Annotated in this window: 17 protein-coding genes; 9 read left to right on the top strand and 8 right to left on the bottom strand. The window is 60.2% G+C overall.

The features are described from left to right. Nucleotides 1-249 precede the first annotated feature (249 nt). Both NG895_RS01795 and NG895_RS01790 read right to left on the bottom strand, forming a co-directional pair. The gene (locus tag NG895_RS01795; RefSeq protein ID WP_252850727.1) at nucleotides 250-2,157 is read right to left on the bottom strand and encodes a hypothetical protein; all 1,908 of its coding nucleotides are present in this window, start codon (nucleotides 2,155-2,157) and stop codon (nucleotides 250-252) included. 286 nt (nucleotides 2,158-2,443) lie between these two features. After that, complete coding sequence (locus NG895_RS01790) at nucleotides 2,444-4,087, bottom strand: hypothetical protein (RefSeq protein ID WP_252850726.1); 1,644 nt, start codon at nucleotides 4,085-4,087, stop codon at nucleotides 2,444-2,446. Between the two features lie 244 nt (nucleotides 4,088-4,331). Here NG895_RS01790 and NG895_RS01785 point away from each other — a divergent pair, with 244 nt between their 5' ends. Next, nucleotides 4,332-5,246: a diacylglycerol/lipid kinase family protein gene (locus tag NG895_RS01785; protein ID WP_252850725.1), complete on the top strand. Its 915-nt coding sequence runs from the start codon at nucleotides 4,332-4,334 to the stop codon at nucleotides 5,244-5,246. 67 nt (nucleotides 5,247-5,313) lie between these two features. Here NG895_RS01785 and NG895_RS01780 read toward each other — a convergent pair whose 3' ends face one another. Together NG895_RS01780 and panB are read right to left on the bottom strand one after the other, a co-directional pair. Continuing rightward, a complete protein-coding gene (locus NG895_RS01780; RefSeq protein ID WP_252850724.1) occupies nucleotides 5,314-6,108 on the bottom strand; it encodes an ABC transporter ATP-binding protein in 795 nt (264 codons plus the stop codon). A gap of 98 nt (nucleotides 6,109-6,206) precedes the next feature. Further along, a complete protein-coding gene (gene panB / locus NG895_RS01775; RefSeq protein ID WP_252850723.1) occupies nucleotides 6,207-7,004 on the bottom strand; it encodes a 3-methyl-2-oxobutanoate hydroxymethyltransferase in 798 nt (265 codons plus the stop codon). Between the two features lie 172 nt (nucleotides 7,005-7,176). On the opposite strand from panB, the gene glpK reads away from it, so the two are divergent. Further along, nucleotides 7,177-8,667 (top strand): glycerol kinase GlpK, encoded by a 1,491-nt coding sequence (gene glpK / locus NG895_RS01770; protein WP_252850722.1) that lies wholly within the window; start codon nucleotides 7,177-7,179, stop codon nucleotides 8,665-8,667. Between the two features lie 59 nt (nucleotides 8,668-8,726). Next, a complete protein-coding gene (locus NG895_RS01765) occupies nucleotides 8,727-10,277 on the top strand; it encodes a glycerol-3-phosphate dehydrogenase/oxidase (RefSeq protein ID WP_252850721.1) in 1,551 nt (516 codons plus the stop codon). A 48-nt stretch (nucleotides 10,278-10,325) separates the two neighbouring features. On the opposite strand, the gene NG895_RS01760 is transcribed toward NG895_RS01765, so the two are convergent. Beyond that, entirely contained in the window at nucleotides 10,326-12,008 is a 1,683-nt protein-coding gene (locus NG895_RS01760; protein WP_252850720.1) for a tetratricopeptide repeat protein, read from the bottom strand. 54 nt (nucleotides 12,009-12,062) lie between these two features. Beyond that, complete coding sequence (locus NG895_RS01755; RefSeq protein WP_252850719.1) at nucleotides 12,063-12,884, bottom strand: class I SAM-dependent methyltransferase; 822 nt, start codon at nucleotides 12,882-12,884, stop codon at nucleotides 12,063-12,065. A 177-nt stretch (nucleotides 12,885-13,061) separates the two neighbouring features. Between NG895_RS01755 and gap the strand changes: the two genes are divergently transcribed. From gap to NG895_RS01735, 4 genes are all read left to right on the top strand, one after another. Then, nucleotides 13,062-14,081, top strand: coding sequence for a type I glyceraldehyde-3-phosphate dehydrogenase (gap, locus tag NG895_RS01750; RefSeq protein ID WP_252850718.1), 1,020 nt, complete (start codon nucleotides 13,062-13,064; stop codon nucleotides 14,079-14,081). Between the two features lie 210 nt (nucleotides 14,082-14,291). After that, entirely contained in the window at nucleotides 14,292-14,894 is a 603-nt protein-coding gene (locus NG895_RS01745; RefSeq protein ID WP_252850717.1) for an RNA polymerase sigma factor, read from the top strand. Beyond that, nucleotides 14,894-15,181 (top strand): zf-HC2 domain-containing protein, encoded by a 288-nt coding sequence (locus NG895_RS01740; protein WP_252850716.1) that lies wholly within the window; start codon nucleotides 14,894-14,896, stop codon nucleotides 15,179-15,181. The genes NG895_RS01745 and NG895_RS01740 overlap by 1 nt, the downstream gene beginning before the upstream one ends. Nucleotides 15,182-15,399: 218 nt before the next feature. Next, nucleotides 15,400-16,215 carry a spondin domain-containing protein gene (locus tag NG895_RS01735; RefSeq protein ID WP_252850715.1) on the top strand — a complete coding sequence of 272 codons (816 nt, stop codon included), beginning with the start codon at nucleotides 15,400-15,402 and terminating at the stop codon, nucleotides 16,213-16,215. Nucleotides 16,216-16,260: 45 nt separating this feature from the next. On the opposite strand, the gene NG895_RS01730 is transcribed toward NG895_RS01735, so the two are convergent. Then, nucleotides 16,261-17,391, bottom strand: a complete 1,131-nt coding sequence (locus NG895_RS01730) for a hypothetical protein (protein WP_252850714.1) — start codon at nucleotides 17,389-17,391, stop codon at nucleotides 16,261-16,263. A gap of 811 nt (nucleotides 17,392-18,202) precedes the next feature. Here NG895_RS01730 and NG895_RS01725 point away from each other — a divergent pair. Together NG895_RS01725 and NG895_RS01720 are read left to right on the top strand one after the other, a co-directional pair. Further along, the gene (locus NG895_RS01725; RefSeq protein WP_252850713.1) at nucleotides 18,203-19,945 is read left to right on the top strand and encodes an alpha-amylase family protein; all 1,743 of its coding nucleotides are present in this window, start codon (nucleotides 18,203-18,205) and stop codon (nucleotides 19,943-19,945) included. Nucleotides 19,946-20,016: 71 nt separating this feature from the next. Then, nucleotides 20,017-20,823 carry an HAD-IIB family hydrolase gene (locus NG895_RS01720; protein ID WP_252850712.1) on the top strand — a complete coding sequence of 269 codons (807 nt, stop codon included), beginning with the start codon at nucleotides 20,017-20,019 and terminating at the stop codon, nucleotides 20,821-20,823. Between the two features lie 231 nt (nucleotides 20,824-21,054). Here the strand turns inward: NG895_RS01720 and NG895_RS01715 are convergent, their stop codons facing one another. Beyond that, nucleotides 21,055-22,545 (bottom strand): sulfatase family protein, encoded by a 1,491-nt coding sequence (locus NG895_RS01715; RefSeq protein ID WP_252850711.1) that lies wholly within the window; start codon nucleotides 22,543-22,545, stop codon nucleotides 21,055-21,057. Between the last annotated feature and the right edge of the window lie 216 nt (nucleotides 22,546-22,761).

Raw genomic sequence — 22,761 nt, 5'->3', positions numbered from 1 at the left:
GCAGGGCGCAGTCGCTCGAATCCTCACCCCCCCGTGAGTATTCAGCACAGTTGGTATCGTCGGCCTAACCGTCAAACTTTGACAAATCGAGGCTGGCGCGCGAGAAGAGCGCAGAAAAATCCGCAAGTCGGCCTGCCAGTGCTGGCGATACGACCGCAGTTTATGAGGAGAAAAGCCGTGGATTCGCGGTGCAGGGCGAGCGCCACATGGGCGATTCGCGTGGCAGAAAAAGTAGGCAGGCGGGCCGATTTACCTTGGTGGCAGCTGCCAACCCAGCTGGAGCCAACCGGCGTCGCTGCTAGCATCTTCCAGCAACAGCGGGCCATGTTCCGCGATGGCCTCGGGCAGATCGATCATCGGAATCTCGATCTCCTCGGGGAAGCCACGGCCGGCGTCGGACTGGCGATTGAGCTCTTTGGCGAGCACACCGCGGGTGCCGACCTGGCGATTGTTCAAGCTGCCCCCCTCGGCCGGATCGAACGACGTGGGAATCACCTCAATGTCACCATCTCGGACCAGGAACAATCCGCCATTCTGGAGATGCATGCCGTAGGTGGCCACGATGTCCCAGCCATCGTAGGTGTCGTCCTGTACCTGGATGCGGGCCGAGTGGATGCGGACGACGATCTTCTGGTCTTTGAAGTCCAGCGTAATCGGGCGGAGGCGGCGGAACGTCAGCGACCAGGGTTTGAACTCGCGCTCGTCGTCCGCAGCGGGCTCGTCCTCGGCTTCCTCGCGAGCATTGTCGATTGCCTTGCGCATGGCCGGTGGTAATTCAACGTTCAGCTTGGGGTGCCCGTCCTTGGTCTGCTGCGACAGCGTGGCACCCGACAGAATGACCGCAGCCAGGTTCGAAGCACCCGTCTCGTGCAACCGCACGGCGAGGTCGTGTCCCGCGGCGAAGGCGGGCGGTGCAGCGTCGGCTCCCAGTTCACCCCGCCCCGCTTGCAGCAGGTCGAAGTTCAGGCTGCTATCGGTGGTCGAGAAGGCCACCATCTGCGGCTCGGCGTTGCGATTTGCTAGCGGTTTCTGGAACTGGTTCTCGTACTCGTAGCGAGCATCCTGCAGCTTGGGTAGCAGCTCCTCTTCCATGTTTTCAGAGATACGATCCTCCGCATGGCGGGCGGCGATGCGGTTGGCCTGGGGCTTCTTCTGTTCCACTTGGCGCTCGCCGATGGCCTCGATCAGTCGGCTTCCGATGCCACCCCCCTGCTTCTTCACACTTCGCGTGGTGGTGCTGGTGGTAGCACTCACGTGAGTGGGATAGTTCCAGAAGTTGCTGTCTTCCAGGGCGATTCGCTTGGTGGCGGTAAACGGGGTGGTGCCGCTGCTACGTATCACCACCGGGTCGTTGTAGCCGTTGGTCTCCGAGTGCGTCACTCCGCTGAGCGTCAGCAGCAGTTCGGCCTGCTGACTGTTGGGAACAGTCGAAAGGCTCACCGAACCGGTCGTGTGCCCGGTACCACGAATGGTAGTGCCCAGGATGCAGTCGCGCACCGGAGAAACGTTATCCACGGGATCGGACGCCACGCGGGCGAGGAATTTCTCCGAGATCTCCGCGCGAAAATTCGGGTGGTTGAATTCGTTCCGCAACGCCGCAATCAGTTCGGGTGCTTGACCGATACCGGTAAAAAAGTCGAGTCGCCGTTCGACTTCGAAGCGGGCGCGGGTCGAGTTGTCCTCGGCGTAACGGTCGAGGTACTTTGCCAGCAGGTCGAGTTGGCGGTCGACGAACGCTTGCTGATCCCTGGCACGCGCGAGGGTCGACAGGTCGATGAACTTTTCCATGGCCACAGCCACCCGACGGAACTGCGGCAATTCGGTGCCAGCAGCACCGGAGCGAAAGCGATTGAGCGACTGTGCCAGCGGGGCCAGCGCAGGATTCAGCGGTTCGCCCAGGCTTTGCTGGACACCTTCCCACTCCAGGTAACGCTTCCAAACCTCGCCGCGCTCGCCACCGGAGTCGAGAAACTGCTCAAACTGTTCGGCGGTAGCGATCAGCTCTTCGCGGGCGGCGGCCACCTGTTCAGGCGTAACCGGCTCGAACGAGCTTTTGGTCCCGTCGATTGCCTGAGCCAATTGTTCGCTCACGGCCCGAGCCGACTCGGCGGACACTACCAGCAAAGTAGCCGCCAACAGAACCCAGGCGCACTTCATCGAGTGGCTCGTGCTACACATCGGGAGTTCATCCTTCACTCGTTCGCATCAGAGACCACCCGCGAACGGCCAACGTTACCGCCCCGGCAGGGGGGCCTCAAAGTCTTCCTAATCTACCTTTGCCAGCGCAGGTTGTCTACGCACTGCCAGCGCGGTCAAAGCGTCCTTTTGCCATAAAATAACCGATAGAATCGGCACAGATGGAGCTACGGGTATAAGGGAAGCGTCTGCGCGCAGCACGCTCCCATCGTTGGTGGCTCAGCAATCGGCTTTCAACTGGAGTGGTCTAGTATTCCCGCAGTTGCTTGAAATACTCTTCGGCGTGTTCGCCGTGGCCGCGGGGCAGGCGTTGGCTGGTGAGCGGATCGGCAGGTTCGGCGTTGATGCCCTCGAGCTCTTGTTCGGCGGCCACGCCAGTTTGGCCCGAGATATTGGGGCCATCAACAAAGCCACCGAATGTCGCGGCGCCTTGGCCCGGCTTTTGACGGACGCGGGTGTCGCGGAATTGGGTGGGGTTCTCTTCATCGGGCCGTGGTCCGGAGCCTTGACCAGCGCCCATGCCCATGCCGGGGTTCTCGGCAAACTGGTTACCCATTCCCCCCATGCCGTTGGGGAAGGCCTGGTCCATGTCCATGCCGTTCATGGCGTTCTTGGCGGCTTGCAACTGCGCCATGGCCTCGTCGAGCATCTCGAGCTCCTGACCTTCCTGCTGCATTTGTTGCAGTTGGTCGGCCAGTTCCGACATGGCTTGGGCGGCGCCCTGCTTGTCGCCCTTGTTCATGCAGTTCTGGCACTGCTGTAGCTTCTGAGCCAGCTTGTCCAGGTTCTGCATCTGCGGCTGGTTCTTCTGCAGTTGGTCGAGTTTCTGCTGCAACTCCCCTGCCTTGGCAAGGTTGCCTTTCTTGCGTTGCTCTTCAATCTGCTGTTTGAGCTGATCCATTGCTTCGCGGTTGGCCTGGGTGGCTTCGTTCAGCTTTTGCTTCAGTTGTTCGAGCTGTTTCTGCAGCTTCTGTTTGTCCGCCTGCGACAGATTGTCCTTGGCGACTTTGTCCTGCAGGTTCTTCAACTCGTCGAGCGCCTTCTTCCAGTCGCCCTGTTTCATCGCCTTGGCCATCTTGTCGGCGGGACCCTGGCTCAGCTCCTTCATGTTTTCGAGCTGCTTTTGCAGCGATTCGGAAGTACCTAGCTTCGCGCGGCGTTCTTCCAACTGCTTGGCGACGTTGTTCAGTTTGACGGTGGTCTTCTTGCGTTCCTCGGCGTCGTCTTTTGCCAGGTCCTTGGTTTCCTTCTCCAGTTCCTTCAGCAGTTCCTCGGCGGTCTTCAGGTCCTTTTGCTCGGCCTTCTTCTTCATGGCTTCGAGCTTCTTCTGTAGCTCTTCGGTGGCTTTCTTCACCTTGGCCTGCGAGGCGGTCTTGGTGGTGGGTTCCACACTGCTGATGGCCTGTTTGTTGCTGCCAAAGGTGATCAGGCAGAACACGAGCACAGCAGGCACCAGTGGCAGCCATGCCCGGCGGTCCATGTGCGGACGGAATTTCTCGCCTATGTCGATCCGGTCGATGCGGTGGGTGGCGTCTTTCAGCAGAGCCTGTCCGGCCTGCGACTCCAGGTCGTGTGGCGAGAGCGCCAGGCTGCTGGCCACCCGCTCGCGAAGCTGATAGCGGTGGTCGATTTCGATGGCCGCATCCAGCGTGCTCTGACGGGTGAGGTACGTGGCCACCAGGGCACCCAGCACGCATCCACCACCGGCCAGCCACAGCCAGATCTGGGTCCAATTGGCGGGCAGATTCTCGATGGCCACCAGCTGGGGCACGGCAATCGCCACGGCGGCCACGGCCAGGGCAATAAACGCCGACCACACCAGAAAGTGCAGAAACTTCTCGACCAACAACCGGCGGTGAGCGCGGCGAACCTGGGTGAGCAGTTTGTCCATGACCAACGATCCTCCGGCAAGTGTCCGTTTGAGGGCGAGAACTACGGGTAAGTATATCGGCTCCAGGCTGCGGGGTCACGCAGGATTGGCCGCACGCCAGCAGAAATCTGCCCGCCGGCGGCTACCCCCGTGGCCAGCCAACGCGATAATCGTAACGATTTAACACCTCGGGCCTTGGGTATTCGACGCCTGAGGCCACGTATTGGTTCCCCCTCAGAATCCCCCCGCCGAGATCCCCTCGCTCATGGACGGCCCCGTCGACACCCTCGTGATATGGAATTCCCACGCTGGCCGAGTGCAGGAGGCCGACGAGGTCCGCCGGCAACTGGAGGCCGAACCCGGCACACGGCTTATTACGCCCGAGCACTCCCGCGATGCGGAGGCCAAGGTCCGCACTGCCTGCCAGCAGGGGGTGCGGCGGGTGATTGCCGCCGGCGGTGACGGCACCATCAACTCGGTGATCAACGGCATGGCCGACGCGGCCGACGATGTGGTGTTTGGCGTGTTGCCACTGGGAACGGCCAACGACTACTGCGCATCGCTCGACGTGCCGGACGACCTCGACGCCGCGCTCGATCTGATCCGCCACGGCACAGCCTGCCGGCTGGACGTGGCCGAACTCCACACCGCTTCGCGGTCCACACGCTTCGCGAACATCGCCACCGGTGGCAACAGCCACCGCGTGACCGAATCGATCACGTCGGAGCAGAAGCAGACCTGGGGGGCGATGTGCTACCTGATCTCCGGTTTGTCGGTGCTGGCTGATCTGCGCAGCTTCGAGACATCGGTCACTTGGGACGACGGCTCCACCTCCATTCTGCCGGTCTGGAACTTGATTGTTGCCAACGGCCAGACCTCGGCCGGTCGGATTCGCATTGCTCCCAACGCAAAACTGAACGATGGACTGTTGGACGTCGTGGTGATCGAAGAGGGGTCCGTGATGGACATTGCGGCTCTGACTGGAAGGTACCTGTTCGACGAGTACATCCAATCGGGCAAGGTCCTCTATCGGCAGGCCAAGTCGATTGAAGTTCGCTCGCAGCCCGTAATCAAGTTCTCCATCGATGGCGACCTGGTGGACGAAGAGCCCATTCGTTTCCGCGTGGTGCCGGGCGCGCTGCAGACCATAGTAGGGCCCGAAGCGGTTTGCGACGTGTGATGGCGCTTGTTCCGACGAGGCGTAGCTCAGCGGCTATTGGGCGTTGGCGGCCGGGTTTGCTTGCGACCTATGACTCAGCCCAAATAGGCCAGCGGCGCCTGCCCGACTCGCGCAGTTCGGCCAGTTGAATTTCGTAGGCCGACTCGATGATCGCTTGCGTGACCACTTCGCTGGTGGCTCCCTGCTCGACGATGGTCCCTTCGCGCATGATCAGCGTGCGTTCGACGCTCGGCATGATCTCTTCCACGTGATGCGTGACGAATAGGGTCGAGGGGCCGTCCGGCTGGGCCAGTTGTGCGTCGAGCCAATGCAGGAACCGTTCGCGCACGCCCGGATCCATGCCGGCGCAGGGCTCGTCGAGCACCAGCAGCACCGGTTCGGCCATTGTTGCCCGGGCGAATAGCACCTGTTGCCGCTCGCCTTGCGAGAGCACGCCGAACGGCTTGTCGGCCAGCGCCGCACAGCCAATCGCCTCGAGACGCTCGTGGGCTTCGGCGAATTCGGCCTCGGTGGGATGGAACGTCGGCAGGTAACGCAGCCCCACCTGTGCAGTGCGACCGGTTACGACCGTTTCAACGGCCGTATCTTTCTTGGGAACCTGGGTTACCAGTTCGCTGGAGATCCAGCCGATTCGCTTGCGCCATTCGCGGAGGTCAATCAGCTCTTCGCCACCACGAAGTACGCAGCCGCTCGACGGCCAGATGTAGCCGCAGGCGATCTTCAGCAGCGTGGTCTTGCCCGAGCCGTTGGGCCCGAGCACCGCCCAGTGTGCTCCGGCGTCGAGCTGCCAGGAAACGTCACGCAGGATCTTGGTGGTACCCTGCGTGTAGTCGACGTGCTGGATGTCAATCAGTGGCGGCATAGCGTCGTACGAAAGATCGATGTCCCAATTCCATGAGCAATTGAAATACTCCATGGCCCGCAACGGAAGCTGCGAGGGCCTTGGTGGCTCTTCGCCCGCTACTTGTACCCATGCTCCTCCCCAGGGAAAGTGCCGTCCCGCACCTCGTCGCGATATTTGGTGGCCGCGTCGATGATGTCCTGCTTCAGGTTGGCGTACTGCTTGGCGAACTTTGGCACGTGGTCGCTGGTGAGACCCAGCATGTCGTTCACCACCAGCACCTGCCCGTCGCAGTCGGGGCCGGCGCCGATACCGATGGTGGGGATCGGCACGCGGGCCGTGATGTCGGCCGCCACGTCCCGGGGCACGCATTCCAGCACCATGGCGAACGCTCCTGCTTCGGACACCGCGCGGGCATCCTCCAGCAGGTGCTCGCGGTCGCGTTGCACGCGGTAGCCGCCCAGTTGGTGCACGCTCTGCGGCCGCAAACCGCAATGCGCCATGACGGGAATGCCGGCGCAGGTGAGCGAGCGAATGGTTTCGGCCTGTTCGCTGCCCCCTTCGAGCTTCACGGCCTGGGCTCTAGTCCGCTTGAGCATCTCGCCCGCGGTTTCGATGGCCTTGTAGCGCCCCAGGTAATTGCTGGGAAACGGCATGTCGACCACCACCAACGCCCGATCCACGGCGCGGCCCACCATTTCGGCGTGGTAGATCATCTCCTCAACCGTTACCGGCAGGGTATTCTCGCGGCCCTGCACCACCATGCTCAGCGTATCACCCACCAGAATGCACTCGACGCCCGCCTCGTCCAGCAGCCGAGCGGTGGGGTAATCGTAGGCCGTAAGTACGGAAATCTTGTGGCCCGACTGCTTGAAGGCGGTGAACTCGGGTACGGTAATGCGTTTGGGGCGAGGCATATAGCTAAGGGGCGAGAGACAGGATTCGGAGGTCAGACCCCAGGCAGCACTGCACCGTACGCACGATCACGTACTGGGAACCACCTGTGGTAACTTCTGCGGATGCATTGTAACTTGAACGGACCGTCTTTTCGCGGGTGCCACTTCAACCAAACAGGCGAGGTAATAGGCGATGCCCCACATTCTGGCCCTTGACCAGGGTACCACTTCTTCCCGAGCCATCGTGTTTGACCAGGCTGGCAATATCGTCAGCATCGCTCAACGCGAGTTCCAGCAGTTCTACCCCAAGCCTGGCTGGGTGGAGCACGATCCGCTGGAGATCTGGCAGTCGCAGCTCGAAGTGGCGGTCGAAGCCGTTGCCAAGGCGGGCCTGGAGGTGGCCGATCTGGCGGCCCTGGGCATTACCAATCAGCGAGAAACCGCCATTATCTGGGATCGCGCCACCGGCGAGCCGATCCACCCGGCCATCGTCTGGCAGGATCGCCGTACCGCGGATACTTGCGATCAACTGCGTCTGGGCGGCCACGAGGCAAGGATCGCCGAACGGACCGGCTTGGTCATCGATCCGTATTTCGCGGGAACCAAGTTCGCTTGGCTGCTCGACCACGTGCCGGACGCTCGCGAGCGGGCCGCGCGGGGCGAATTGGCTGCTGGCACGGTGGACACCTGGCTGGTCTATCAGCTTACCGGCGGTGCGCTACACATCACCGACGTCACCAACGCAGGTCGTACACAGTTGATGGACATTCACCGCTGCCAGTGGGATGACCAACTGCTCGCCCTGTTGGGTGTGCCGCGCGAAGTGCTGCCGGAGATTCACTCCTCCAGCGAAGTGTATGCCACGGTGGCCAAAGGCCAGCCCCTGGCCGGGGTGCCGATTGCTGGCATGGCAGGCGATCAGCATGCCGCGCTGTTTGGCCAGGCGTGTTTCAAGCCCGGCATGGTCAAGAACACCTACGGCACCGGTTGCTTCGCCTTGATGCACACCGGCACTGAGGCCAAACCCTCCGAGCACAAGCTGCTCTCCACGCTGGCCTGGCAGATTGGCGGCATTACCGAGTACGCCCTGGAAGGCAGCATCTTCGTTGCCGGGGCCGTGGTGCAGTGGCTCCGCGACCAGTTGGGCATCATCAAGAGTGCGGCCGATATCGAAAAACTGGCCACCTCCGTCGACGACACCGGCGGTGTGTACTTTGTGCCGGCGCTGGCGGGCCTCGGCGCACCGCACTGGGACCCTTACGCCCGGGGTACCATCGTCGGTTTGACGCGAGGTACATCGGCGGCTCATATCGCCCGCGCGGCACTCGAGGGCATCGGGTACGAGGTCGCCGACATTGTTTCGGCCATGCAGAGTGACTCGGGCCTGTCGCTTTCCGAGCTTCGTGTCGACGGCGGCGCGAGCAACAACGATCTGCTGATGCAAATGCAGGCCGACCTGCTGCAGGCCGAAGTGGTCCGCCCCGCCGTGACCGAGACCACGGCCCTGGGCGCCGCCTATCTGGCGGGACTGGCCACCGGCGTTTGGTCCGACCGCGGTGAACTCCAGGCGCAGTGGCAGGTCGACAAACGGTTCGGACCCAAGATACCCGCCGACCTGGCAGCCGAGCGCCGAGCCACCTGGAATCGCGCCGTGGAGCGGGCCCGGGAGTGGGCGCTCGATTAGACTGCGTCTCCGCAGACTCTCGCCCACAACCGACCTTCCACCGCGAACCGTCACCGCCTATGTCCGCTTTGCCCCCCAACCCGGATTATTCCCGCCAAACGCAAATCGACATTCTTGCGCGGGGCGACGCGTTCGACATGGCCGTCGTCGGTGGCGGGGCGACCGGCGTCGGTATTGCGCTCGATGCGGCTTCGCGAGGTTTTCGCGTCGCCCTGTGCGAGCGGTACGACTTCGGTAAAGGCACGTCAAGCCGCAGCACCAAGTTGGTGCATGGCGGCGTGCGCTATCTGCAGCAGGGCAACGTGTCGCTGGTGCGTGAAGCGCTGCACGAGCGTGGGTTGCTGCTGAAGAATGCACCGCAGCTGGTGTATCCGCTGCCCACCATCGTGCCGGTGTATGCCACGTGGGAGGTGCCATACTACTGGTCGGGGCTCAAGACTTACGACTTGTTGGCTGGCAGCTTGAACATCGGTCGCTCGGGCTATCTATCTCCCAGCGCCACGCGGGCGGCGCTGCCCACGATCAAAACTTCCGGCCTCAAAGGGGGCATTCGCTACTTCGACGCTGGCTTCGACGATACCCGGCTGCTGGTCTCGATGGTCGAGACCGCCATCGACGAGGGGGCCATCTGCGTCAACTACATGAACGTCGACCGACTGCAGCACATCGACGATCGGGTTTCTGGTTTGGTAGCTCGCGATACGCTATCAGGTGTGGAGTACGAAGTGAGCGCTCGCGTGGTGGTGAACGCCACGGGGCCGTTCAGCGACCACCTTCGGCAGCTCGACGACAGCTCCCGCAAAGCTCGCATTCAGCCCAGCCAGGGTACACACATCGTGCTCGATCGCCGCTTCTTGCCGGGCGACTCGGCGATGATCGTTCCGAAAACATCAGACGGACGCGTGATCTTCGCTATTCCGTGGAACGGCGCCACGCTGGTGGGCACTACTGACACCCCGCTCGAATCGACCCCTATCGAACCGGTGCCGCAGGAAGAGGAGATCGACTTCCTGATTACCACCGTGAGCGATTACCTGAGCGAAAATCCCACGCGGGGCGATATCCGCTCCATTTTTGCCGGCATCCGTCCCCTGGTGGCAAGCGGCGAGGAGACCACCTCGAAGCTAGCCCGCGACCACGTGATCGAGGTCACCGAGTCGGGCATGATATCCGTGATGGGTGGCAAATGGACTACCTATCGTCGGATGGCCCAGGACGCGGTCGATCGGGCGATTGAAGTGGCGGGGCTGCCGAAGTTGGCGTGCCGCACCGAGTCGCTGGCCCTTCGCCCACAAGACAAGCAGGCCATCTCCGACCTTGCGCACCACGACCCCACGCTGGCCGAGCCGCTCGACCCTTCGCTCCCCTACTCGGCCGGCGAAGCGTTGTGGGCGATTCGCAACGAAATGGCCGTGACCGTCGAGGACGTGCTGGCCCGTCGCACCCGGGCGCTGCTCTTGAACGCGGCAGCGGCGCGAAGGGCTGCCCCTCGCGTGGCGAAAATGATCGCTAGCGAGTTCGGGTTCGATGACGCCTGGATCGCGTCTCAGCTCGAGGAGTTCAACGAACTGGTCGAGTTGCACCTGCCGCAGGCGTCGGCGCAAGGGTGATTGGATGCTCGCTTCGATCCCATGCTTGGGAATGAGGGGGAACGGTGTTTACTCTTCGTTGCTCTTTTGGTCGTCGGCCACCTTCAATCGGCAGAAGCACGAACGGTTGATGTTCACGTCCGCCCGCTCGCAGGCTTTTTCGAACACGACGTTGTACTTGCGGGCTTCGTCGATCTTGCCCTGCTCCATCAGCGATTCGGTCAGCCCTTGCAGCGCCCAGGGATTGTTGGGGTGCCGCTTCAGGTCGGCGCGGTAGACTTGCTCGGCCTCGGCGTACTTTCCTTGTTCGGTGAGCAGGGCTCCTAAAGCGTGCCGCGCGGGTTGCATCCATCCCCACGGCTCGTCGTAGTTCAAGCTGTCGTCCAGCCGCACGGCTTCGCGGAGGTGCTTGAAGGCCGCGTCGTATTCTCCCTTGCGATAGGCAATCTCACCGTCCACCATCGCACGGGCGACTTCCAGGATGCTTAGCGAGGTGTTCTGAAACAGGATGTTGGTTTCGGGCACTTGCTTCACCGCTTCGAGGAACAACTCCCGCTCTGCTTCGGCCTCGGCCACACGCTCGGTGGCCGCGTAGGCCAGCGTGCGGGCATAGAACCGAATGGCCCGCGACATTGGCAAATACTCCGCTGGCTCGGGCTCGTTCAGAATGTCTTCCCACAGTCCGAAACGGATCATTACGTGCAGCGCGGTGGGCATGAAGGCATCGAGGAAATCGACCTGGTCCTTGAGCAACGCCTCGGGTACCTGCTGGTTAATCGCCCGGGCCGCTTTCAGAGCCACGTCGCGCTGCCCGTCGAACATGGCACCGTACACGATGAAGTGGTAATTGTGGATACGATACAGCGTGAAGAAGTTCATTGCCCCTTCGCGGTCAAGGAACTCCTTGTCGACTTCGATAGCGTGTTGGTTGGTTTTGATCACTCGGTCGTAGTCGCCCAGCAGCACATAGATGTGCGAAGGCATGTGTACCAGGTGTCCGCTGCCCGGCACCGAGCCCGCCAGGCGGTCTGCCATCGGCAGGGCTTTCTCGGGCGAGGGCGAGGATTCCATGACGTGGATGTACATGTGGCACAGGCCCGGATGATCGGGATGGTCCCTGAGCCCATTCTCGATGACTTCCACAATTCGCTCGGTGTGTTCGCCGGGGGTGCCAGCGGGGGTCCAGTGCTTCCAGGGTTGCAGATTCATCAACGCCTCGGCGTACAGTTCGGCCACGTTGGGATTATCGCTGTGCTTCTCGTACACCTCGCCCATGGCGTCGGCATAGGCCTGGTTGTAGGGGGCGCGCTCTTCGAAGTCTTCGGGGATGTCCGGACCCGACCGCTCGGCGATCGCGCGGATGATGCCCTGCTCGGCGGGCGAGGCGCTGTCCAGTCGGTCGAGTGCCTGCTCGCTGGCGGCGTAGGCCTCGAGCATCTGCTCGCGAGTGATTTCCATGTTGTTGAAATTTGGCCCCAGGGCGTACGCCTTGCCAGCGTAGGCAATTGCCAGGTCAGGGTCGGCCGCGATGGCTTTGTCGAAGCACCGCACGGCCTCTTCGTGATTGAAGCCGTAGCACATGGCCAAGCCGCGATCAAACCAGCTCTGGGCTGTTTCCGACTTGGTCGAAACCTGCTGGTGGATCTCGCCAATGTTGTAGTAGTCACTCTTCAGTGGATTGTCCCGCTGAGCCAGGACCGCGGTGCAGAGCAGACACCAGGCAAGAGCGATGGTGAGGAGGTGTTTGATCATGGTTTGGTGCGGGGAATGGGGGGAGAGGGGGATAGGTAAGTAGCAATGTGGACCTTAACCTCTATTGGCAGGTTCGGCAACTTTTGCGTCCAGCGGTTTTTGCCCCACCACGATCCAGCCGTTGGCACGCAGCGTGGGGAACAGCCAAGGACGCTCGAGCGCATGGCGGCGGGTCACCTCCAGCGGCACCCAGCGATGGATCCTGAAGCCCATCTCGGTGAACAGCCGCCGCAACTCGCGGGGGCGGAACACATGCAGGTACATATCGTTCAGGCCGCGGTAGGCGAAGTACTTGTCGCCCACTTCGATTCGTCGGCCGAACATCCCCTCGGCAAGGTTCTGCACCAGCCACCGTGGTCCACCCGGATCGTACAGGTTGAACCAAAAGTTGTGCACGTGCACCACCAGCTTGCCGCCGGGACGCAGCATTCGAAATGTGTTGGCCATTACCCGCTCGCGGTTCACGTGGCCCTGGATCATGCCGAGCGTGCTGAACATGCACATGGCGTGGTCGACCGAGTCGGTAGGCACGGCGTCGGAATTGAGTTCCACCAGGTTGGCCTTCAGGCAGCGAATATCCAGATTTTCCTGGGCCGCCTTTTCTTCCACAATTCTTAACATTGGCTCCGACAGGTCGATTGCCAGTCCGCGATGCCCGCCGCGGACCAGCGGCACCAGGGCCCGCGCGGTGCCGCACCCCAGATCGGCCACCAGACCGGGTGGTTGGAATTCGTCTGCCAGCAGGGCCTGGTCGAAGTCGAACAGGGAATTGAAGGCGAAGTATTCGTCGTAGTCGGTGGCAATGCTGTCGCGCTGGGTATATTCCCAGGTGCCGTGCGAAACGCCAGGGGGTAGCTGCCAATGAGGGATCTGCATTACGACAAGATACTCCGAAATACGGGCAGTGGCAGCCGTCCTGCACAATTGCGGCCCCTTTTGACCGGATAGCCCGAGCACTATAATTCCGGTTCTGCCTCACATTGAAACAATCAAACAGGCGAACCTTGCTGCGGGCGTCTACCGCGGCGCCCTCTTTTAGCAGGAGAACATCTTATGGCTATCAAAGTCGCAATCAACGGTTTCGGCCGGATCGGCCGGCTGACCTTCCGGGGCCTTGTAGAGCGGAGCGATGAGTTCGAAGTCGTTGCGATCAACGATCTGACGGACAACGAAATGCTCGCCACGCTGCTGAAGTATGACAGCACTCACCGCCGTTTCCCCGGCACCGTGGACTACGATAAGGACAACCTTATCGTCAATGGAAAGAAGATTAAGGCTACCGCTATCCGCAACCCGGCCGAGTGCCCCTGGGGCGAGTTGGGCGTGGATGTCGTGGTCGAGTCGACTGGCGTATTCGCCGCTCGTTCCACGGCCGACAAGGCCGGTTACGACACCCACCTGAAGGCGGGTGCCAAGAAGGTTGTGCTGAGCCAGCCCGCCAAGGACGGAGCCGACCTGACCTGCGTGATGGGTGTGAACGACGATCAGCTCACGGCCGATCACAAGTGCATCTCGAACGCTAGCTGCACGACCAACTGCCTGGCTCCCGTGGCCAAGGTGCTGCACGAATCGTTCGGCATCAAGGAAGGCCTGATGTGCACCATCCACGCCTACACCAACGACCAGAACGTGCAGGATTTGCCGCACAAGGATCCCTACCGGGCTCGTGCCGCGGCGATGAACATCATTCCCACCAGCACTGGCGCTGCCAAGGCGGTTGGTTTGGTGATTCCGGATCTGAACGGCAAGCTCACCGGCTATGCCATGCGTGTGCCCGTCGTCACCGGTTCGGTGGTCGACCTGACCGTTAACCTCGAGAAGGCCGCCAAGCCTGCGGACATCAACGCCGCGATGAAGGCCGCTGCCGAAGGCCCGCTGAAGGGCATCCTGTGCTACACCGAGGACCCGATTGTCTCCACCGACATCATCGGCGACTCGCACAGCTCGATCTTCGCTGGTCCTTGGACCACCGGCATCAGCGACAACATGGTCAAGGTTGTCAGCTGGTACGACAACGAATGGGGCTACTCGTGCCGCACCGTCGACCTGATCGACAAGCTGGCCAAGATGTAAGAGCCCTGCTCGACCGAGTAGCGTGAAACCGCACGGGACGTTCGCACTTCGTGGCGAGCGTCCCGTTTTTGTTGCGCGGTCCGCTCCCTGGCGAGGTAGAATGGCACTCGGCGCCGCCGGCGGCCCACTTTTTTCGGAATGCCTGTAATCGCAGGGCACGGGGAACGACCAATCGTAGAAGTATCTGTTCCAAAGCGGCGGAGACCACGAGTGGACGACCCCACCACTGCGAGCAACCTTCGGACCGACCCGTCCGAATCGCCTGACGCATGGGTCGAACGGTACGGCGACATGCTCTATCGAGTGGCCATCTCCCGCGTTTCCGATCGCACGACGGCCGAAGACCTGGTGCAGGAAGCCTTTCTCGCGGCCTGGAAAAGTCGAGACAATTTCGACGGCCGTTCTGCCCGCGGCACCTGGCTGGTGGCCATCCTGCAGCGCAAGGTTGCCGATCACTTCCGGCGGGCCGGTCGCAGTCGCGAGACCCTGTCGCCGGATGCCGAGCAACCGGTGGGCGAATTGTTCGACCAGCGTGGCGTGTGGAGCCAGCCGATTGGCAAGCTCTCGCTCGAGTTGGAGACCAAGGTCGAACGAGACGAGTTCCGCCAGATGATGCACCTGTGCGTTGCCGAGCTGCCGGGCAACCTGGCCACGGCGTTCAGCCTCCGCGAGCTCGATGCGGCCCCCGTCGATCAGGCGTGCGAGCTGCTGGGTATCACGCGGAAGAATCTGGCGGTTCGGTTGCATCGTGCACGCCTGCTGCTGCGGCGCTGCTTGCAGGCTCGTTGGTTAGGTGAGCGTGAGAAAGACTGATGTCCCTTTCCAAAATACTCTTGATCCTCAACTGCAGCTGCGAGCAATCGTCGCGGCTGGTCTCCGAGTCGCTCGATCGCGAACTTACGGCCAGCGAGCGATGGGCAGTGCGCATGCACCACCTGGTGTGCGGGCCGTGCCGCAAGGTGGCCAAACAACTGCGTCGGATACGCGCTGCCCTTTCCGCCCTTCCCCAGGACGTTCGCACCGCTATGTCGCAGGACGCCGCATCGTTGTCGCCCTCCGCCAAGCAGCGAATCGCCGACTCGATGCGCGACACCCAGTAGCTACCGCGCTTTTTCTGGCATCTTCTCTCGATTCCTTGTAATCGATCTTCCCGGTGCACGACTAACTCCCTGAAACCGCCGCGGCAGGGGGGCGGCGGTTTCTCCGCGGACGCATTTTTCATCGGAACTCGCTAGCGAAGGTTCCCTCTGCACTACCGGTGCGCGCCGGCTGAGGCGGCGCTTGCCATCCCACGAACTTACTCACCAAGGAACAAGACATGCTGAATCTCACTCTCCCGAAACTCTCCACGCTGCTCACCGTCGCGGCCATGGCCTGCGTGATGCAATCCGCTGCGGCGGTGCAAGTTCGCGTGACGGTTCGCAACACCGGCGTAAGCGACAGCGTGGCGCTCTCGCCCATCATCATGGCCGCCCACGATGGTTCGGTCGACTTGTTTTCGTCGGGCTCGCTGGCGAGCGCCGGTATCGAGGACGTCGCCGAAATGGGTGGTCCCGGCGCCACGCTTATTGGCGAAGTCACCACGGCCCAGGCCACCGCGGTCACCGAAGTGGGCGTCGCCACGTCTGGCGGCTTTGGGCCTGGCATCCTGATCCCCGGCGCCGAAGCTTCGTACGTCCTGTCGCTCGACCCCACGATGAATCGCTACTTCAGCTACGCCGCGATGGTGGTGCCGAGTAACGATTCGTTCATCGGCAATGACGATCCGATGGGCGTCGAACTGTTCGACGGTGGTGGCAACTTCGTGGGCGCGGGATTCGAGCTCACCGGGTCGCAAATCTGGGACGCCGGTTCCGAGGTGAACGACCTGGCCGGTGCCGCGTACATCGACGGTGGCGACGCCGCGCTCGGCACCGAGGATTCGAGTCCCGTGTCGCTGGTCAGCGATCTCAACGACCAGTTTGGTACCTACCTGGGGCTTACCACGCCCACCGGCACGACGTTCAATTCGCTGCCGCCAGCCAACGAGGGTTTCGTAACGTTCTCGTTCCAAGTGGTTCCCGAACCGGCCAGCTACATGATCGCCGGCATGGGAGCGCTCGGCTTGCTACTACTGCGCCGCCGAGTCGCCTGAGAACTCAGTCGCCTGAAATGATGGGAGTGACTCTCGCAACGTCCCCTAACGGAACGGGCTCCAACCGGGGGCTCGTCGCGCCACGTTCGATTCACGGCTGCCCTCACCGTCGGTGGCCTCCGCTCGCACCACAGCGGGCGGGGGCAGCCGGGTGGCCGCCTGCCAGGTGGTCGACGGACCCTGCGGCTTCTTGGCCACTGGCGAGGTCAAGTCGTCGGCCGCTTGCCAACCCGTGGTGATGCGGGCGGCTGGATCGGTGCTGCTCTCGCCACCGCTGACCGGCACGCCCAGCAGGGCAACCTCTTCGGCCAGTGATATCGACGTCGAGCACAGAATCTTGCGATCTCCTTCGGTAGGGATCAGTCGTACCCACAGCTCCAATGGTCGGCCCCGCGGCGCGGAGGTCGGTACCGCCAGTGGCAGGTCGAGCACCCGTCGCGAAACATCGCGCCAGGCCGACTCCACTTCCTCCGGTGAGTAATCCCAGCGAGCGAGCTGCCAGTTGTCTTCGCCTTCGACCGGGTCGATCAGCATCAACGACACTTCGCCGGTAAAGTATCCGTTGCCGCCCGTGGCGGTCAGCGGTTCCACGATCGCCATCAGACCGATACCGTTTTCACCCGCCGCGGCCGACGGTTCAATCGGCATCTGTTCGGCGTAGATGGCACACGACTCGGCCGGCTCGCTTGGCCGGGCCGGAGGAGCAAACACCGTGGCCGAGGCCAGTTGCGTTTCGCCCTCGCCGGCGCGCATCGAAAGATCATCGTCAGGTCCGGGCAGCACTTCCGGTTCGCCCAGGTCGACCTCTGGCAGATCGGGTTCGCCCAACTGCACGTCAGGCAGCCCAATGTCGTCGTCGTCACTGGTGGGGCGATCGAGCAGACTCTGCTCGATGTCATCGGCTTCTTCTTCCAGCCGCGCGGCTTCCAGCGACTCGCCGTCCTCGTCCAACTGCTCACGCAGCTTGGCGTTCTCCATCCGCTGGCACCGAAGCAACTGCTGGTATTCCGACATGTTGCTCTGCAACTCGTAAATCCGATCCTCATGCAACCGCAGCTCGCGAATGTACGCATCCCGCTGCGACGCATCGTTGCGGCAGCCAACACACAGCACCACCAGCAGCAATCCCAGGATGCTGGCAGCGGCGCGCGTAGGTTGGGCGGAAGAGACTTTCATGCCGCGGTGAATACTGCAAATCGCCAGTGGGGGTCAAGATTGGTCAGCCGCCGGCCAGCGTTTTGTCCCCCTGACTTTGTTCCCCAGGAGGGGGCCAAAACGAACCATGGGCCCAAAACTCCTGCGGGATTGGCCCTCCGCTGAGCCCAGAAACACACGTTTTGTCGAGGTTTTTCGCACAACAGCGATCTGGCACTCCTGGAGTTTTGCCCCTTCGGTTTACCGCGGTGGGGGAAACTCGAAGGAGGGGGCAGCATTCGGGGTCGGGGGAGACTGACAAGCCGGAAGTGCTACCGCCCGGAGCTGTTTCGGCGCCACGTCCAGACTGACAAAGCCTCCCGCACCCCGCATTCTCTCACAGCCCGTGTAAGATTCCTACGAGCAGCGGCCAACAAGAGCAAAAAAGCGTCCGTGGGCCGACGGCGCTAGCCGCGGGTGGTTGTAATTGGAAACGGAGCACGTAAGCGACTGAAAATCCGTGACGAAAGACGCGTGACGCTCCAATCGATCACTCGCATCACAGATGCCCATTCGCCGCCCCATGATCGGACCAGTCAAGTGGACAGCGATCTGCTAAACTGCGATGGGTAGCCTGCATTGCAGTGGGCCGTCTCGCGGGTTGTCACTTGAAGCTCGTTGGTTTTGCCTCGTGACAGCACGCGAGAAATACAGGCGTACTCTTTTCGCTCTGGCGAGTGACCGAAAGCGGCGCTCATCGGTCTTAGCGAGTGGCCCGTTTCGCTCGGCAGCTTCTACAGAATCGACTGGGCCGTCGAAATCAAGTAAATACTCAGCTGTACTGACCATCACAATGACATCCGAACGAGAAGCAAGCAAAAACTTACCACAAGGCGTGATGTTTAATGCCTACCCTGATAGCATTGGTCGCAAACTGTCTGACACTGTCGAGTTGCTTAAGAGACCAGAGTTCGACGGCGCCTTCTCACTCTTCTACATCCTTCCCACGTTCTTTCACAGCGATTTGGATCGCGGCTTTTCCGTGATTGACTACAACTTCGAAGAGGAACTTGTAGCAGCTGAGGACTTAGAGGAAATCAAGCAGCTGAACATCAAGCTCAAATTCGATATGGTTCTGAATCATCTCTCGGTAGGATCTCCTCAGTTTCAGGACCTGCTGCGGCACGGAGACGTCTCGAAATACAAGGACTTCTTCATCGATTGGAATGAATTCTGGCGAGGTGAGGGAGAATTGGACAACGACGGGCAAATCCTACCGAATGAACAGCATCTCGAAAAGTTGTTCATGCGTAAGCCCGGACTGCCGATACTGAAAGTCCAATTTCCGGATGGGACCGTCCGTCCGTATTGGAACACCTTCTATCAGGAAGAAACCTATCACCAACTTAAGCCAGAGGATTTGAGCGGTTGCGAAGATATTCCACAGAAACTGATCGAACCAATCGTTCGAATATTCAACGAGTCGTTGGCGGCTAGCGGCAATCTGGAGGGAATCGACCTGGGCGAGATGTCGCAGTATCGGGAGGCAGTCCTCGACATAGCCAGAAGAAAACGGACCTATCTAGGGCAAATGGATTTGAACGCGAAATCGGAGAAGGTATGGGACTTCTACGATGCAACCATGAAGAAGCTAAGCGATTACGGAGCGACGCTTGTTCGTTTGGATGCATTTGCTTATCTCCACAAAGAGCCGGGGCAGCCTAATTTCTTCAATAGGCCTGGTACGTGGGAGTATCTCGCGAGATTGCGAGGCATCGCTCAGAAGTACGACCTGACGCTGCTTCCTGAAATCCATTCGCAATATGGCAACAAGTTGCACGAGGAAGTTTCTGATGAGGGCTTCCCGATTTACGACTTCTTTCTGCCGGGACTCGTGATCGATGCACTGGATCGCGGCACCAATCGGCATCTGCTCCATTGGATCCGGGAACTTGTCGCCAAGAACATCAAGCCCGTTAACATGCTTGGCTGTCACGACGGCATTCCCGTCCTCGATCTCAGTGGGGGCACGAAGTGCGAAACGGGATTGTTGAGCGAGAAGGAGATCGAGGCGGTGATTGAGAGGATATTGAGTCGTGGAGGACGAGTGAAAAATCTCTACGGCCCCGACGGAACGAAAATCGCTTACTACCAAGTCAATGCAACTTACTTTAGCGCCTTAGGCGAGGACGAGCGGAAGCTACGATTAGCACGCGCAATTCAGTTATTTACTCCCGGCATTCCGCAAGTTTGGTATCTCGATCTGTTTGCTGGCGTGAATAATTACGAGGCAGCCGACCGGCGCGTTGCTGGCGGACACAAGGAGATTAATCGCACCTCACTCAGTCCTTATGATGTGGAACACGGTCTGAAGCGGATCGTCGTACGCGACCAGTTGGAGTTGATTAAGCTTCGTAACACGTCGTCCGCCTTTCATGGCGAGCTGACAATCTCAGATTCTCCAGATCATGTGCTAGAACTTACCTGGGCAAATGGCGACTGTACCGCATCTCTATACGCAGATCTGATAGATCTCAGTTTTACAGTGAGGCTTGGAGACTCGGACCGGGTCGAAACTCTGTTGACCTACCGTTAGATGAGGCGGATGCTAGCGGCGAGCTTTCGATAACGCAAAAGCAAGAGAAGAGTAAAGAGGAGAAAACCTGTATGCAAATACTCGCAACCGACCTGGATCGAACGCTACTGCCTAACGGTCGATGGAAAGCTGACGAGTCAGCAATCCCGCTGTTCAACGAACTCACCGAGAAACACAATACGTTGGTCGTTTACGTAACCGGCAGGAACCTGAAATTGACCGAGAGGGCCATCCGCGAATATGGCGTCCGATACCCGCACTACCTGTGCGGTGATGTCGGAACCACCATCCGTAAATACGAGCATGGCCGGTGGCAAGACGACGCCGGCTGGGTGGAGCACGTGAAGCGGTCCAGCCCGCGGTGGGATGCAGCTAGTATCCGGCAAGTCGTTGCAGAAGTCCAGGGCATCCGCGAGCAGGAGGAAGAGCATCAGAACCAATTCAAGCAAAGCTACTACGTCGAGCACGAAAAGAAGGACGACGTATTGCGGCAGGTCGAAAGCCTGATTAAGGGTAAGTTTGACGAGGTCATCATCTACAGCTTCGACTCACAAGACGGCAAGGGGCTGCTCGATTTCTTGCCGAACAGCGCTACGAAACAAACGGCATTGGAATATGTTGCGGCTTCGTTTGAAGTAGCGAAGCACGAAGTCGTGTTCTGCGGCGACAGTGGTAACGATATCTTCCCCTTAACGGCTGGCTTCCGCGGCGTTCTGGTGAAAAACGCTGACGATCAATTGCTGGAAAACGTGAGAAACGCTTTGGATCAGGACCCCTCACTTCAGGCCTTCTTCGCCAAGGGAGATTTCATGGGACTGAGCGGATACTACACCAGTGGGGTGATCGAAGGCGCGTACCACTACGGTATTTTTGGCTGACAGCGGGTGGAGTCCCCAAGGAATGTGGCTAGCCCGCTTGCTCGTAGTCTTGGACAAGGTGGGCTACGCAGATTAACGTGTACATGTCTTCGCGCCGCCAGAACGTCCTGGTCAGACGTAGCGTTTTGTCGAACAACGGCAACGCTTCGTCCAGACGCTCTGCCTCCTGATAGGCAAACGCGAGCAGCCCAGGTCTTCGTTACGTCGGTAGCGGCAAAACTGAATCATTGATCAGTGCTCTTTAAACGAAGTGCCTGTCGTATCGCCATACTCGGTTCGCAATTCCGCCAGCCGTTGCTTCAAGCCTGCAACGACTGTTGCATACTCGGAGTTACCAATGAGGTTGTGCATCTCATGCGGATCATTCCCCATATCGTATAGTTCCCATGCATCGAGTTCATAGAAGTAGATCAACTTGTACTTCTCTGTTCGGATCCCATAGTGTTTGGCAACAAGGTGCGACGTCCGGGCCATCGGCTCCTGCATCTGGTAGTGGTAGTAGATGGCATCACGCCATTGCTCGGGTGTTTCGCCTCGCAGTAGAGGTGCCAGAGAACGCCCGTGCATGGTATCGGGAATTTCTTGTCCTGCAACGTCCAGGAACGTGGGAGACATGTCGATGTTTTGAACAAGCAAGTCACAAACAGTGCCAGGCGGTGTCACTCCTGGCCACTTAATGATCATTGGAGTTCGGAAAGACTCTTCGTACATCCAACGCTTGTCGTACCAGCCATGGTCGCCAAGAAAGAATCCCTGATCAGACGTGTAGACCACCACCGTGTTTTCTTCCAGATTGTTCTCGCGAAGAAAATGGCAAATACGCCCAACGCTGTCGTCCAGTCCGTCCACATTTCGTAGATAGTTCTTGATGTATCGCTGGTAATTCCAACGGGTCAATTCATCACCCTGGAGATTCATCTCCGCAAACGCCTTGTTTCGTGGCCCAAAGGCGTTGTCCCATTGCTCCCGTTGTTTGGGAGTGAGCCTCGCCAGTTGTGCGGTTGCTGCCCCGTCCAGGATTCCTTTACCGGTAGCTGGCAGTTTCAGGTCATAGGCGGGGAAAAGATCTCGGGAGATTCGCATCTGCGCGGTCTCGGCACCCGAGTTCTTGCCCTCATAGTCATCAAATAGATTGTCAGGTTCTGGAATCCTCTGGTTGGCATATTTATTCAGGTGACGCAGAGGTGGTTCCCACGTGCGATGCGCAGCAGAATGAGAGATCCAGATCATAAACGGCTGGTCGCTGTTTCGTTCGATCCAATCCAAAGACCGCGTTGTTATGACGTCGGTTGCGTGGCCCACACTATGCTCGATGCCGTCTGTCGTCTCGAAGTCCGGATTGAAGAAGCTTCCTTTCTTGAGCGCCCAATAGTCGAAACCGTTGGGCTCGGTCGATAGGTGCCACTTCCCAACAACCGCCGTTGCATATCCATTGTCCCGAAGCGTTTTGGCGAACGTTGGCAGTTCGTCTCGAAAGACTGCTCGATTGCTCGTCTGTCCATTCGCGTGAGAATGAAGCCCTGTCAGCAGGGTCGCACGAGCTGGCCCACAGATCGAATTTGCCACGAAACTCTGAGTGAAGCGCATCCCCTCCCTTGCAAGCACGTCGATGTTCGGCGTTGAGTTGATCTTGGAGCCGTAGCTGCTGATCGCGTGCTGCGCGTGGTCATCGGCGTAGATCACAATGATGTTTGGCGTCGATGCCAGCACCGCGGTTGACATGAACAAGCAAGTCAGCACGACGGACCAACACCTGATCAACGTTGTTTTGCGTGGCATCCTATAGTCCGGACGGAAGGCTTAGGGAGTGGGTGATTCACGGCTGGATTTACTGCACGTACTGCCCCGGCTTGAGATATCCTTCGTGCTAGTCTTAATCACGCTTGAATGGGGGGGCGGCCTGGCGGGGGACCCTTAGCACAACCAGCCTTGGTTCGG

Origin of the sequence: Aeoliella straminimaris (assembly GCF_024054565.1) — a bacterium.
GTDB classification, from domain to species: Bacteria; Planctomycetota; Planctomycetia; order Pirellulales; family Lacipirellulaceae; genus Aeoliella; species Aeoliella straminimaris.
Note: the sequence above shows the minus strand (reverse complement) of the source record. Positions and strands in the feature narration are given on the sequence as shown.